The 13,778-nt window shown below is 65.8% G+C and carries 14 protein-coding genes; 2 read left to right on the top strand and 12 right to left on the bottom strand.

Annotation, left to right across the window (positions count from 1 at the left end):
• The first annotated feature begins 20 nt into the window (after positions 1 to 20).
• A complete protein-coding gene (locus NFH98_RS07145) occupies positions 21 to 899 on the top strand; it encodes a COG3650 family protein (protein ID WP_349622411.1) in 879 nt (292 codons plus the stop codon).
• Between the two features lie 87 nt (positions 900 to 986).
• Here NFH98_RS07145 and NFH98_RS07140 read toward each other — a convergent pair whose 3' ends face one another.
• From NFH98_RS07140 to NFH98_RS07115, 6 genes are all read right to left on the bottom strand, one after another.
• Positions 987 to 2,321 carry a purine-cytosine permease family protein gene (locus tag NFH98_RS07140; protein WP_349622410.1) on the bottom strand — a complete coding sequence of 445 codons (1,335 nt, stop codon included), beginning with the start codon at positions 2,319 to 2,321 and terminating at the stop codon, positions 987 to 989.
• A 208-nt stretch (positions 2,322 to 2,529) separates the two neighbouring features.
• Entirely contained in the window at positions 2,530 to 3,534 is a 1,005-nt protein-coding gene (locus NFH98_RS07135) for a 5-oxoprolinase subunit C family protein (RefSeq protein ID WP_349622409.1), read from the bottom strand.
• Positions 3,524 to 4,438, bottom strand: coding sequence for a 5-oxoprolinase subunit B family protein (locus tag NFH98_RS07130; protein WP_349622408.1), 915 nt, complete (start codon positions 4,436 to 4,438; stop codon positions 3,524 to 3,526). The genes NFH98_RS07135 and NFH98_RS07130 overlap by 11 nt, the downstream gene beginning before the upstream one ends.
• Entirely contained in the window at positions 4,435 to 5,823 is a 1,389-nt protein-coding gene (locus NFH98_RS07125) for an acetyl-CoA carboxylase biotin carboxylase subunit (protein WP_045993216.1), read from the bottom strand. The genes NFH98_RS07130 and NFH98_RS07125 overlap by 4 nt, the downstream gene beginning before the upstream one ends.
• A complete protein-coding gene (locus tag NFH98_RS07120; protein ID WP_045993215.1) occupies positions 5,820 to 6,077 on the bottom strand; it encodes an acetyl-CoA carboxylase in 258 nt (85 codons plus the stop codon). Before NFH98_RS07120 ends, NFH98_RS07125 begins: the two co-directional genes overlap by 4 nt.
• A gap of 81 nt (positions 6,078 to 6,158) precedes the next feature.
• The gene (locus NFH98_RS07115; RefSeq protein ID WP_045993214.1) at positions 6,159 to 6,914 is read right to left on the bottom strand and encodes a 5-oxoprolinase subunit PxpA; all 756 of its coding nucleotides are present in this window, start codon (positions 6,912 to 6,914) and stop codon (positions 6,159 to 6,161) included.
• Between the two features lie 132 nt (positions 6,915 to 7,046).
• On the opposite strand from NFH98_RS07115, the gene NFH98_RS07110 reads away from it, so the two are divergent.
• Entirely contained in the window at positions 7,047 to 7,955 is a 909-nt protein-coding gene (locus tag NFH98_RS07110) for a LysR substrate-binding domain-containing protein (RefSeq protein WP_045993213.1), read from the top strand.
• A 95-nt stretch (positions 7,956 to 8,050) separates the two neighbouring features.
• On the opposite strand, the gene NFH98_RS07105 is transcribed toward NFH98_RS07110, so the two are convergent.
• From NFH98_RS07105 to dnaX, 6 genes are all read right to left on the bottom strand, one after another.
• A complete protein-coding gene (locus tag NFH98_RS07105; RefSeq protein WP_348815776.1) occupies positions 8,051 to 8,509 on the bottom strand; it encodes a YcgN family cysteine cluster protein in 459 nt (152 codons plus the stop codon).
• 4 nt (positions 8,510 to 8,513) lie between these two features.
• Positions 8,514 to 8,816 (bottom strand): YcgL domain-containing protein, encoded by a 303-nt coding sequence (locus NFH98_RS07100; RefSeq protein WP_083970450.1) that lies wholly within the window; start codon positions 8,814 to 8,816, stop codon positions 8,514 to 8,516.
• Positions 8,817 to 8,933: 117 nt separating this feature from the next.
• The gene (gene rnd, locus NFH98_RS07095; protein ID WP_045993211.1) at positions 8,934 to 10,067 is read right to left on the bottom strand and encodes a ribonuclease D; all 1,134 of its coding nucleotides are present in this window, start codon (positions 10,065 to 10,067) and stop codon (positions 8,934 to 8,936) included.
• A gap of 36 nt (positions 10,068 to 10,103) precedes the next feature.
• Positions 10,104 to 10,709, bottom strand: coding sequence for a recombination mediator RecR (recR, locus tag NFH98_RS07090; protein WP_045993210.1), 606 nt, complete (start codon positions 10,707 to 10,709; stop codon positions 10,104 to 10,106).
• A gap of 92 nt (positions 10,710 to 10,801) precedes the next feature.
• Positions 10,802 to 11,128, bottom strand: a complete 327-nt coding sequence (locus NFH98_RS07085) for a YbaB/EbfC family nucleoid-associated protein (RefSeq protein ID WP_045993209.1) — start codon at positions 11,126 to 11,128, stop codon at positions 10,802 to 10,804.
• 39 nt (positions 11,129 to 11,167) lie between these two features.
• Positions 11,168 to 13,534, bottom strand: coding sequence for a DNA polymerase III subunit gamma/tau (gene dnaX / locus NFH98_RS07080; protein WP_349622407.1), 2,367 nt, complete (start codon positions 13,532 to 13,534; stop codon positions 11,168 to 11,170).
• Positions 13,535 to 13,778 lie beyond the last annotated feature (244 nt).

Here is a 13,778-nt window from a genome sequence, read left to right as displayed (position 1 = left end):
CTTTCAGAATAAGGAATTTCATGAACGCCAAACCGATGCTCGCCCTCACCGCTGCGCTATGGCTCGGCACCTCCCTCGTCGGCTGCTCCGACGACAGCGATTCCGAGACGTCCGAGGGCGCGTCACAGCAGAGCGAAAACGTCACCTCCGGTAATGGTGGCGGCAGCAACGAGAGCGCAGACTCCGCCAGTGAAGACGACACCAGCGGCGAACAAGGCGACGACATCTCGGAGATGAGCCCGGCGGATCGCCGCGAGGCACTGGAGCAGTCCCTGCGTGCCAACTTTGATCCCCAGCTCGGCGAGATTCGCTACCTGGTCGGCTGGAGTGACCTGAACGACGATGGTCAGGACGAGGCCGTGGTCCACGTGGTCGGCCCGATGGTCTGCGGCACCGGTGGTTGCGATACCCTGATCCTCGAAGCCCAGGACGACGCCTACCGCGTCATCAGCGCCCAGCCCACCACCCAGCCTCCGATCCAGCTTGGCGAAGCATCTCACGAGGGCTGGCGAGACCTGGTGGTCAAGCGCCACCTGGCCGCCGATCAGCCGGCTCAGGCCCTGCACCTGCGCTTCGACGGCAGCAGCTACGTCGAAGCCGAAGGCAACGAAGGCGAGGCCGAGAACGCCACCGTCCTGATTGAAGACTTCAACAGCCTCGATGACGCCCGTCCGCTGTTCACCGGTGAGGGGGCCATGTCGGGGTCTCTCGAAGGTGACATGGAAGGCGAGATGGAAGAAGCGATGGAAAGCGAGCGTTCAGAGCCGGAGGTCGACCCCGACGCCGCCGCTACAGCCGCCGCACCGCAAGGTAGCGATGACGACCAGGCTGACCACGAAGGAGAAAGCACAGAAGACGGCGACGACCGGCAAACGGACGCTAGCCACAGCGGCAATTGATCGCCAACACTCGGCGAAGCCTTCTTTGCCGACAAGGCTCCGGGCCTCTTCACGAGGCCCGGCGCTGTCGTTTCCCTATCTAGCCGGTCAGGCGGCGGTGGCTCCATGCCTGGCCAGACCACGCCCCAGGACATAGATCCCCCTGGCCACCACAAAGGTCAGCGGTGCCGAGGCTCCGGCCAGACTCGGCGACAGCATCAGCGCGATGCCGACGATCGCCGCCAGGGCCCAGGCCGCCAGCCCCACAGGGTTGAAGGCGCTGATGTCAGCGTCCAGATCGACCTCGAGACGCCCCTCCGGCGACAGGATATGGGCCAGTGCCACCCCCACCCAGGCCACCACGAACACGCCTTGATAGGCCAGGGCCGCCAGCAGGTAGCTGAACACGTCCGCCCGCATCAGCAGGTAGGCAAGCCCGCCCACCAGACAGCCGGCCAGGATCTTGTTGAGCTTGAGGCCGGTGAGCTTGCCGACGAAGGCCTCGAGATTGACCGTCGCCAGGTAGAAGTTGGCGGTATTGATACGGCTCTGGGTCACCCACACCAGCGCCAGCCCGCCGAGCCCCATGAGCTCGAGCAGTCCCAGCACGATGGACGCCTCCGACAGGCCGTCGGTAGGCAGGCAGGCGTCGAGCAGGATCCCCACCACTCCGCTGAACACGAAGGTCATCAGATAAAAGGGAATGCCGAAGGTGACGCGGGCATGGAAGCGGCTATCCTCGACGCGACCGAAGCGGGCGTAGTCGAAGGTAAACATCATCAGCACCCAGACCCCCATGTAGTAGGCAAAGGTGGACAGCCAGCCGAAGGGACTGGCGCCTCCTTCGGGCACCCGGGAGAGCCAGCCGGAGGGATAGCCGAACTCGGCCATCGCCATGCCCACGGCGATCAGCATGCCGACGATGTACACCGGCAGCAGCACGCCGTTGAACTTGTCGAGCCAGTGCTGGACGCTGCCGAAGATCAGCGAGACTCCGACCACCACCACGATCAGGGTAGCGCTGGCCATGCCGAGCAAGGGCGACCACTCGGACAGCACCAGCGCCATCACATAGCCTTCGAATACCGCGTAGTAGAGCGCCGTGGCAAAAAAGATCAGGGTCGCGATCATCGCTCCCAGATGACCGAACAGGACCCGGGAAAACAGCGCCACGGTCAGCCCGGTACGTATCGCATAGCGGCTGATCACCGCATTGATGACGCCGTAGCAGACCACCGTCAGGGCGATCCCGATCAGCGCGTTGGTGGTGCCGTAACTGCGGGCCATGGCGGCGGCCACCACCATGTAGAAGATGGCGCTGCATACCGCCCACCAGGCCATCATCAGATTGCCCCTGGGCATGCGTTGGTCCAGGGGCATGGGGCGGTCGGCGAAGTCGCCGGCGCCTTGCCCAGCCTTCTCGCGGGATGTCGTGTCGTTCATGGTTGTTGCCTCGTGCTGTTGTTGTGGTTGGACGAAGCCCTTGGACCGAAAAGCCAGCCCATACCTCGGTGACAGGGCTCGAGTGACATTCCGGGCAAGGGGAGCCCGGGCGGAGACATCTGGCTCCGCCGGGCAAAGTGGCAATTGCGGGAATAAGTGAGACGGGATCGAAGCACTCAGGCTCTTGCCTTCGATCCTTTTCAGCCGGCTAGTCGAGCGCCTGACCCTGGGCCTGGCCCAGGGCGATGCGCAGCGCCTCCAGGCGCTCGGCGTAGGCCTTACGCGCCTCCAGCGCCAGTTCGAGGGACACCTCCACGAAGCGCACCTTCTGATGGGGCTGAATCTGGCCCACCAGATCCATGTCGGCGCTGATCACCGTGCCAACCATGGCGTAGCCACCGCCGGACACGGCGTCTCGGTGGAGAATGATCGGCTCGCTGCCGGCGGGCACCTGGATCGAACCGATGGGATAGCAGGCATCGACGATGTTGGACGGGTCGTCACCGGCACCGAAGGGCGGCTCTCGCTCGATGAACCGAAGCGGTGTACCGCCCTTGAAGCGATAGCCGATGCGATCGGCCTCCGATGCCACGCTCCAGTCCTCCTGATAGAAGCGTTCCCTCGCCTCTTCCTCGAGCAGGTGGTCGTAAAGTCCGGGCACAACGCGCAACTCATAGTGCTTGGCAAAGCGCGGCACAAAGGCCTCGGGAATACGCCGACCGACTGCCGCGCGGGTTGCGGCGTTCGATTGACCGACGGGCAGCACATCGCCAGCCTTGAGCGGACGCCCCTCGTAGCCACCGAGGGCGCCGAGCGCGTAGGTGCTGCGGCTACCCAGACGCTCGGGCACATCGATGCCGCCTTCCACCGCCAGGTAGAGCCGCGCCCCGGCGCGCACAAAGTCGAAACTCAGCACGCTGCCGGCGGGCACCTCAAGCACCTCGAAGTTGGGATGGGGCTGGCCATCGATCTTCGGCACCATTTCCGCGCCGCCGGTGGCGATACGGCAGGCCTGGGTAAAGCGCAGCTCCGGTCCCATCAGGGCGCACTCGAGTACCGCGGCGTCCTCGGCGTTGCCCAGCAGCAGGTTGGCCGAGCGCATGGCGAACTGGTCCATGGCGCCAGAGGGCGGAATGCCCAGGTGGTAATGACCGGCGCGTCCGGCATCCTGGACCGAAGTCGCAAGCCCCGGCTTGATCACTTCAATGCTCATTGAGCACCTCCTCGACGCGACGGGCCACGGCTTCGGGGGCCTCGCGATATTCATCCAGGTCGAACACGAATGGCGCGGTTTTCGGGCGGAAGCGCCCGGCCTCGGCAGCGGCCACCATGGCGTCGTACTCGCTGCGATCGACGGGCCGATGCTTGACGATGTCACCGGGGCGGAAATAGATCATCGAGTCGTCGATGTGGGGCTGGCTGCCGATGGGATCGTAGATCGGCATGGGGGTCACCCCGAACATCTGATAGCCCCCGGCGCCGCGCACCGAGTAGATGCAGCTGAAGCAGCCGCCATAGCCGACGGTCTGCTTGGGCGTATCGGTACGAGGCCGCACGTACTTGGGCACCTCGATCTGGCGCTCACGGGGCACCATCTGGTACATGAACGGCAGGCCGGCGACGAAGCCCACCATGGACACGAACCAGGGACTGGCGCTGTGGGCCTCGATAAAGCCATCGACGCTGGCAAAGCCGTTGATCCTGGCGGCGTACTCCAGGTCGGTGCCTGACGGGTCCTGGTGGCGATCGCGAAAGCGCATCAGCGTCTCGTGGGTCCAGGGGTCGTTGTAGAGCACCGGCACCTCCACCACCCGGGTCTCCAGGCGCTGAACCTGCTGGCCGAGCACCTCGGCATCGATCTGCTCCAGAGTCTCGATCAAGCGTGACAGCGGCAGCCGGTCGGGATCGTAGCGCACCTGATAGGAGGCGTTGGCGGGACAGATCTCGGTCACCCCGGGGATCTTGCGCTCGGCAAGCCGACTGGTGATCGACACCCCGCGAAAGAAAGCTTCCAGGTTCATCGCCTCGGACAGCTCGACGAACAGGAACTCGTCTCCGGCGGCGCTGTAGCGTGCGGGCTTGGCCTGCCCGGGGTCACGCTGGGTGGATGGCTTCATGACGCTTTCTCCTGTACTGATGGCGCTGACGCCGCCGATGCTGTGCCCAGCCAGTGCTCCAGGGTGCCGGTATGGAAGTCGCCGCGACGTACCGCCTGGTCCTCGACCAGCCGACGGTGCAACCCCGCCGTGGTGGTGAAGCCTTCCAGCGTGAATTCGTCGAGGGCACGGCCGGCACGGACCAGCGCCGAGGCGCGATCCTCGTCCCAGACGACCAGCTTGGCCACCAGCGAGTCATAGAACGGCGGCATCCTGTAGCCCTCGTACAGGGCGCTGTCGACGCGCACCCCCGGGCCGGTGGGCCAGGTCAGTCGCTCGACCTGCCCCAGCGACGGAAAGAAGCCATTGTCCGGGTCTTCCGCGTTGATACGCATCTCCACGGCCCAGCCACGTATCGCGATATCGTCCTGGGCCACCCCCAGCGGCTCACCCAGGCATACCCTGAGCATCGCCCGCACCAGATCGACACCGGTGATCATCTCGGTGACCGGATGCTCCACCTGGATGCGGGTATTCATCTCGATAAAGAAGAACTCACCGCTGTCATCGTCGTACAGGTACTCAAGCGTCCCGGCGGCCTTGTAGCCGACGTGCTCGGCGAGCGCCACCGCTGAGGCGCAGAGGCGCTCGCGGGCGGCCTCGTCCAGCGCCGGCGATGGGCTTTCCTCGAACACCTTCTGACGCCGTCGCTGCAGCGAGCACTCCCGCTCGTACAGATGCACGGCACGCTCACCGTCGGCCAGGATCTGCACCTCGATATGTCGTGCACGCTCGATAAAGCGCTCGAGATAGACGCTGTCATCGCCGAAGGCGGCTCGCGCCTCGCTCTGGGCCAGCGGTAGCTGGGCGCGGAGTTCCGCCTCGTCGGCAGCGGTGCGAATGCCGCGCCCGCCACCGCCGGCGGCGGCCTTGATCAGCAGTGGATAGCCGACCTCCAGGGCGACCTTCACCGCCTCCTCCACGTCGGCCACCGCCGACGGCGACCCCGGCACCACCGGAACACCTGCGACCAGAGCGGTGCGCCTGGCCTCGGCCTTGTTGCCCATGCGCTCGATCAATTCGGCGTCGGGGCCGACGAAGATCATGCCGGCCTCGACCACACGGCGCGCGAAGTCGGCGCTCTCCGACAGGAAGCCGTAGCCGGGATGGACCGCCTCGGCACCGACTTCCCGGGCTGCCGCCAGGATCGCCTCGATGTTCAGATAGCTCTTGGCGGCCTGGGCCGGGCCGATACATACCGCCTCATCGGCCAGTTTGACCGCCAGGCTGTCGGCGTCGGCCTCACTGTGGGTGACGATGCTGGTCAGGCCGAGTTCGCGGGCGGCGCGCACCACCCGCACGGCGATCTCACCGCGATTGACGATCAACAGACGGGTCGCATTCATGCCTCGCCCTCCGAAACGTCGATGACCAGGATGTCCTGACCGGCTTCCAGCACATCGCCGTCATCCACCTCGATGGACGCGATCTGGCCTGTCACCTCGGCCTTGAGTTCGCAGAACTGCTTCATCACTTCGAGCAGGCCGATGGTGTCGCCGGCCTGGACGCTATCACCCGGGGACACGAAGGCCTCGGCCTCGGGCGAGGGACGGCGATAGAAGACGCCGGGAAAGGGGGCTTGCTGTGTTTGCTGGGACATGAGGTCTCTCGCTTGTCATTGGAATTGGTTTGCGCTGAACACGATCAAGGTGAAGATGGCTGTGGCCAGGCGGCCGCAGGCTCAGGGAGCCTTGAGCTCGATGCTGGCATCGGCCAGCCGGCGGCGGATGGCGTCGAGCATCTCCAGCGCCCCGGGGGAATCGCTGTGCAGACACACCGACTGAAAGCTGACCGGTACACGCTTGCCGCTGGCGGTCTCGACCACGCCCTCGCGGGCCGCCAGCAGCACCTTCTCGGCTACCGTTTCGGGGTCGAGGCGCTGCACCTGCCGGACAAAGACGATGGAACCCTGATCGTCGTAGTCACGATCGGCGTAGAACTCGTGGACGCGCTGGATGCCCTCGGCCTCGGCGACCCGATCGATCACCGACCCGGCCAGGCAGTAGATCGGCAGATTGGCGTCGATGGTCATCAGTGCGCGACATAGCGCCGTGGCGAAGCCCTCGTCCCTGGCCGCGTGCATGAACAGGGCCCCGTGAAGCTTCAGGTGATGAAGGCCTAGGCCCTCCCGGGCGGCCAGTTCGCGCAGGGCGCCGAGCTGATAGATGACGTCATTGACCAGTTCATCGGCGGCGGCGTGAATATGCCGGCGACCAAAGCCGACCAGGTCGCGGAAACCGGGATGGGCCCCCACCGCGACACCGTGCTTCGCCGCCTGCTGCAGGCTATGGGTCATGATGGTGGGATCGCCGGCGTGGAAGCCGGTGGCGATATTGGCGGAACTGATGCCGGCCATGATGCGATCGTCGATGTCTCCGCCGATGCGCCAGGCGCCGAATCCCTCCCCCATGTCGGCATTGAGGTCCAGTGTTGTCATTGTGGGTCTCCTCGCGGGTGTTCCATCGTTGTATATGAGAGACGCCACTGATTGGAAATACCAATTCTTGTTTGGCATTATCAAAAAATCCGAATAACAGGTTCGAACAACAGAACTTGAGGGAGATCTCACATGGCGCGCAGTCCTTCCCTTCGCAAGCTGCGCTACTTCGTGGCGGTGGCGGAAAGCGGCAAGGTGACCCAGGCCGCGGTGGACCTGAACGTGTCCCAGTCGTCGATCACCACCGGGGTGCGGGAAATCGAGGACGAGCTGGGCGTCAAGCTGTTCGACCGACAGGCCCAGGGCATGGTGCTGACCCGCGAAGGCACGCGTTTTCTCGACCGGGTCAGACACGTCTTCCAGGCGGTGGACGAGGCCTTCGACTCGACCCGGGTGCACTCGCCGACGCTGGAGGGACGCCTCGATCTGGCCATGAGCTATACCGTGGCGGGTTACTTTCTTCCGCCGCTGCTGGCACAGTTTCAACGTCGCTATCCCGGTGTGACGGTACGCCTGCACGAGGCCTCGAGGCCGACGATCCAGGCCGGCCTGCTCGGCGGGCGCTTCGATCTGGCCATCATGCTGATCTCCAACCTTGAACCGGGTGCCCCGCTGGCCCAGCACCTGCTGATCCGATCGCCCCGCCGCCTGTGGGTCGCCAGCCACCACCCTCTTCACGGCAGGCGCGACGTTGGCCTGGCCGACGTCGCCCGCGAGCCCTATATCATGCTCAACGTCGACGAGGCCGAGCAGACCGCACTGCGCTACTGGGCACCATCGGGACTCGGCCCACAGACGCTGTTCAGCACATCCTCGGTGGAAGCGGTGCGCTCCCTTGTCGCCAGCGGCTCGGGCGTCAGCATCCTGTCGGACATGGTCTATCGGCCCTGGTCGCTGGAGGGCCGACGCATCGAGCACATCGACCTGGCCGACCCCATCCCGACCATGGACGTGGGCTTCGCCTGGGACCGCAAGAGAGCACTGTCGCCGCCGGCCCAAGCGTTTCGCGACGCCCTGATCGAGGCCATGGCGGCGGGCTGACGGCACGCCAGGTACCAGGGGCATGCCACAACGCAAGCGACCTCCCGAAGGAGGTCGCTATCAGAGATTGCAGGTGGCGTTGCCACAAGAGGCGTTCAGCCCTCGACCGGGATCACCGCGATGATGTGGTCCTCGAGGTCGGCCTCGTCCACCTCGGTCTCGGGGATGGCGAAGCTGCGCACGCTGATACCCTTGCGGTGGACCCGCTCGGGATCACCGCAGATCAGATGGTGCCAGCCGGCGAGCTTTCGTCCCTCGGCCAGCCGTCGGTAGGCGCAGGAGTGCGGCAACCACTTGAACTGGTGGGCGAGCTCGGGCGTCAGGTGGGTGCAGTCCGGCACCTTGGCGAGGCGATTGTCATAGTCGCTGCAGCGGCAGCTGTGGGTATCGAGCAGCCGGCAGGACAGGCCCAGCACCGCCAGATCGCCGGTGTCCTCGTCCTCGAGCTTGCGCAGGCAGCACTGGCCGCAGCCATCGCACAGCGCCTCCCATTCCTGCTGGGTCAGCTCATCGAGCGCGTAGCGCTCCCAGAAACGTTCTCTCAGCTCGGCCATGACGTCAGTAGCGGGCTTCGGTGGGGGTGCGATACAGGTCCAGCAGATACTCGTCCTTGGCCGGCGGCATCTGAAAATAGAACCCCTTTTCCTCGATCGCCGCCATCACCTCGGCGCCGCTGGCGCGCGCCAGCGCCTTGTCGGCGGTGAGGATCATGGTCATCACCGATACCGGCGTGCCGAAGCGCTCCATCAGCGCTTCGGGGACCCGCTTGAGCCCCTCGCGCTTGTCCACGTAGAGATACATCTCGTCCTTGCGCGAGCTCTTGAATATCTCGCACAGCATCTTGCCCTGCATCGTCGTCATGTCGGTCTCATCGGGCGCCACCTGGGCTGCCCTGTCGGTCTGGTGGGCGTCCTTTCGATTCATCGGACGCCTCGTCGTTGCTGTTAGTGTTTCGTCAGCCTGGTCGAGTCCTTCTTTCTAGCCGGCTTGGGCCAACTCCCCCAGGGCTCCTTCAAGGCGCTCATTAAGTCGTTCGCCACGCCAGCCACTGGGCAGCGGCAGCGGCTGGTTGCGCAGGCTGGCGGTGACCAGGGCTTCCAGCTCACGCCGGCGCAGCAGCACTTCGGGGGCGACGCCCAGCGACTCGGCGTCGAGATTGACCACCTTCTTGAGCGCCTTCATGCGCGCCTTGAACGGCGGCAAGGTTGGTGCCAGTGGCGCAGGTGCGAGCTCCGAGACCTCTCGGTGGGCGGCCTGCTTGACCATCGCCAAGAGGGTGTCGCCCTCTCGCTTGATCAGGGTCGGCTTGACGCCCTCCACCGCCGCCAGGTCATGACGGTTGGCCGGCATCTTCTCGGCGATGGCGTAGAGCACACGATCCTGAATCACCCAGTTGCGCGGCAGGTCCCTGGCCCGGGCCTCGCCCTCGCGCCAGGTGGTCATCAGGCGGTAGGCCTCGACCTGACGCGGGGCCAGCCGCCATAGCTGACGCTGACGCAGGTACCACTGGCCGTCGCTTTCGCTGGAGCGCTGCGACTGGGCCACCAGGTCGGTACAGTCCTCCAGCACCCACTCGAGTCGACCGTGGCGCTCCAGCGACTCACGCTGGTGCTGCCACACCATCAGCAGGTAGACCACGTCCAGCGCCGCGTAGCTCAGCTGGGAATCGCTCAGGGGGCGCTCCAGCCAGTTCGAACGGGTCTCTTCCTTGGGCAGCGTCTCGCCCACCCAGAACTCCACCAGCCGCTGGTAGCCCATGGCGGCGTCTTCGCCCAGGAGCCCCTGGGCCACCTGGGTGTCGACCAGCGGCGTCGGCGCGACCCCGGCCCAGTGGCCGAATACCTCGAGGTCCTCGCTGCTGGCGTGCAGCAGCTTCAAGGCGTCATTGGTCAGCAGTTGCCGGCAACGCTCGGTGCAGGCGACCTCCAGCGGGTCGATCAGATAGGTGGCGTCGCCACCGTAGATCTGGATCAGTGCGGGAACCGGGTGAAAGGTCTTCTCGCGAAAGAACTCCGTGTCCAGCGCCAGTACCGGTGCCTGGGACAGCGCCTGGCAGGCGTCGTCGAGAGCGTCGGCGCTATCGATCCATCGAATATCAGGGATTACAGGCATTCAAGCATCCATTTGAGGCAACAACGTTCGCCCGACTTATTCACTGTCGAAGGGCAGGCGACCGGAAAAGGCGCGGCTCAAGGTCCCGCCGTCGACGTACTCGAGCTCACCCCCCATGGGAACACCATAGGCCAGACGCGACAGACGTGCACCGTGGCGCTGGATCTGGGTGGCGATATAGTGGGCGGTGGCTTCGCCTTCCACGGTGGGATTGGTCGCCAGCACCACCTCTTCGATCAGGCCCTCTTCCATCAGGGTCTCGAGCTGATCGAGACCGATGTCCTCGGGCCCGATACCGTCCAGAGGCGACAGGTGGCCGTGCAGCACGAAGTAACGTCCCTGAAAGCCGCCGGCCTCCTCGATGGCCAGCATATCCGCCGGCGACTCGACCACACACAGCAGGCTGTCATCCCGACGCGCGCTCTGACATAGCCCGCACAGCGGCTCTTCGGTCAGGGTCCGGCAGCGCTGGCAGTAGCCTACCCTTTCGACCGCCTCACGCATCACCTCGGCCAGACGCTGGCCGCCTTCACGCTGGCGCTCCAGCAGGTGCATGGCCATGCGCTGGGCGGTCTTGGGCCCGACGCCCGGCAGCACGCGCAGTGCGTCCATCAATTGCTCGACCAGGGGAGAAAAACTCATGGGCAAACTCGTCCAGCGCCGGGCAAACACTGCGTCCGGCGGATACACTCTCGCCCAGGCCAGTCGCTGGCCCGGGTCGCGTCAGGGTCGGCTTAGAACGGCATCTTGAAGCCGGGCGGCAGGTTGAGGCCCGAGGTCACCTCTTCCATCTTGGCCTTGGAGCTGGTCTCGACCTTGCGCACGGCATCGTTGACCGCAGCGGCCAGCAAGTCCTCGAGCAGTTCCTTGTCCTCTTCCATCACCGACGGGTCGATCTCGACCTTGCTGACGTCATGGCGGCCGTTCATGGTCACCTTGACCATGCCGGCGCCGGCTTCACCCAGCACCTCGGCCTTGGCGATTTCTTCCTGGACCCGCTGCATCTTGTCCTGCATTTCCTGGGCCTGCTTCATCAGGTTACCCATTCCACCTTTCATCATGGTCCGATCCTCTCGTTTTAAACTGTCAGGCGCAGACGCTCAGCGTCTGGCCTTGCGGGTCTCGCCGGCGGGGGTCACGGTGGACTCCACCAGCCTGGCGCCGAATGTCTGCTGCAATTGTTGAATATGGGGATCACGCTTCAAGGCCTCAACCGCTTCGGCGTGGCGTTCCGCTGCCAGGCGTTCGGCCATCTGCCGCGGGGTCTCGACGCGGGTGTCGAGCTGACGCACCTCGATCTCGAGTCGACGGGGATACCCCAGGGCCTCGAGGGCATCGCGAATCCGGTTCTGGTGAACCTCGGCGTTCATCGCCGATTGCGACGGGTCCAGATGCAGATGTAGCCGTTCACCGTCGTCGGCGGCCACCACGCAGTGGGCGGCAAGGTTACGGGTCAGGCCCGACACGCCAAGATCATCGAAGTGGGCCAGCCAGGCGCTGTGAGTCAGCGCCCCTGTCGGCATCGCGGCAGCCTCGCCAGCGGCGGGCTCTGCGGCGTGCTGCTGGTGCTGCGAGGCCTCGTCGACCATCGCCTCGGCCGCCATCGCCTCTGCCGCCATCTCCTCGACCTCGGCGTCGGGCTCAAGGCTTGGCTCGGGGCTGGGCTCTGCGCTTGGCTCTAGGCTTGGCCCAAAGCTTGGCTCGGGGCTTGGCTCTTCGCTACTCGCTTCGCTCCCGGCGACCGCAGGCGTTTCGGCCAGGTGCGACTCAACCGGGAGCGGTTCGGTCGGGAGCGGCTGGTCCTGTGTGGACGCCATCGCTTGCCCGGCCTGGGCCTCGGCGGACGGCGTCTCGGCCAGGCCGACCGGCTCGCTGGCGACGGCGGTGGGCGCGTCAGCGCCCGGCGTAGGGTCCTCGGGAGCACCGCCCTCCCAGGGCGGCGGCACGTCACTGGCGTGGTTGTTCGCACGATAGTCGGCTTCGCCACCACTATCATCGCGACTGTCTGGCGCCTCACCCGGCATGGGCGCAGGCCCATCGACGGGCGCCGGCGCGGCATCGACACTGGCCTCGACCGGCGCCGCCGTCTGCACCTGGGTCTCGGACGGGGATGGCGCACCAGGCTCGGGCTGTGGTTCAGGCTGCGGTGCGGGCTGAACGTGAGGTTGAGCCTCGGGCTGAGTCTGAACCTGGCCGTGAGGCTGAGCTCGGTTCTGGGCTTGGTTCTGGGCTTGGTTCTGAACTTGTGTCTTAACTTCGGGCTGCGGTTCGCTCCTAGAGTCAGGCTGCGCGGTAGACGCTGAACCCGCCTGCGGCGCTGCCTCGCCGCGCATCGGCAGCGGCGTCCGGGCGGGCCTGGGCACGCCCTGGGGACGAAACGCCAGCATCCGCAGCAGGGTCATTTCCAGGGCGGTACGCAGGTCTGGGGCGTGGGCCATGTCGGCACGCCCCTGCACTCCGATCTGATAGTAGAGCTGCACGTCCTCGGCGGCGAAGCGTCCGGCCAGCTCAAGCAGCGCCTGACGGTCGCCGTGGCCGTTGTCCAGCGCCGACGGCACCATCTGACCGATCGCCAGGCGGTGCAGCACCGCCGTCAGATCGTCGAGCACCGCGCCGAAGTCCGGGCCCTGCTCGGCCAGGCTCGCCACCTCCTGGAGCAGCCGCGCGGCGTCCACCTCGGCCAGCGCCTCGATCAGCGCCAGCACGTGGCGATGGTCGAGGGTACCGAGCATGGCGGCGACGTCGGCGTGGCGAACCTCACCCTGGCCGAAGGCGATCGACTGGTCGGTCAGACTCATGGCATCGCGCATGGAGCCGGCGGCGGCCTTGCCCAGCAGCCACAGTGCAGACTCCTCGAAGGGTACCTGCTCGGCTTCCAGCACCTTGGACAGGTGGCCGACGATACGCTCCGGCGGCATATGCTTGAGGGTAAACTGCAGGCAGCGCGACAGCACCGTCGGCGGCAGCTTCTGCGGATCGGTGGTCGCCAGCAGGAACTTCACATGGGGCGGCGGCTCTTCCAGAGTCTTCAGCAGCGCATTGAAACTGCTGGTGGAGAGCATGTGCACCTCATCGATGAGGTACACCTTGTAGCGACCCTGGGTCGGCGCGTACTGAACATTGTCGAGCAGCTCGCGGGTGTCTTCGACCTTGGTCCGCGAGGCGGCGTCGACCTCGATCAGGTCGACGAAGCGGCCCTGGTCGATGGACTGACAGCTATCGCAACGGCCACAGGGGGTCGAGGTCACGCCGTCGTCACCTTCCCCCTTGTCGGTGCAATTGAGGCACTTGGCCAGGATACGCGCCAGGGTCGTCTTGCCGACACCTCGGGTCCCGGTGAACAGGTAGGCATGGTGCAGGCGGCCCTGGTCCAGGGCATTGACCAACGCCCGCTGGACATGCTCCTGCCCCACCAGTTCATGGAAGGTGCGAGGCCGCCATTTGCGGGCCAGTACCTGATAGCTCATTGAACGTTCTTTCCTGCGGCTGGGCTTTGGGCCAGGCGACCCGCTGAGACAACGCGGCGGGAGCGAGGCGGCGTGGCGGTCACGCGACGGTGTTTCCCGCCCGATGGTCGTGGCATTCTACCGGGTGGGGCCTTGGGCGCAAAGGCCAAGGGGATTCACGCCGTTGAAGCGGCACCTCACACCAGTGCGCCCGTCTGGCGTTGCTCGCATCCGCCACTGGTGAGAGTTCCCCGCAGCCAACCGA

The sequence above is a fragment of the Halomonas sp. H33-56 genome (assembly GCF_040147035.1).
Classification (GTDB): Bacteria; Pseudomonadota; Gammaproteobacteria; order Pseudomonadales; family Halomonadaceae; genus Halomonas; species Halomonas litopenaei.
The sequence above is the reverse complement of the archived record's forward strand: the minus strand, read 5'-3'. Positions and strand labels throughout refer to the sequence as shown.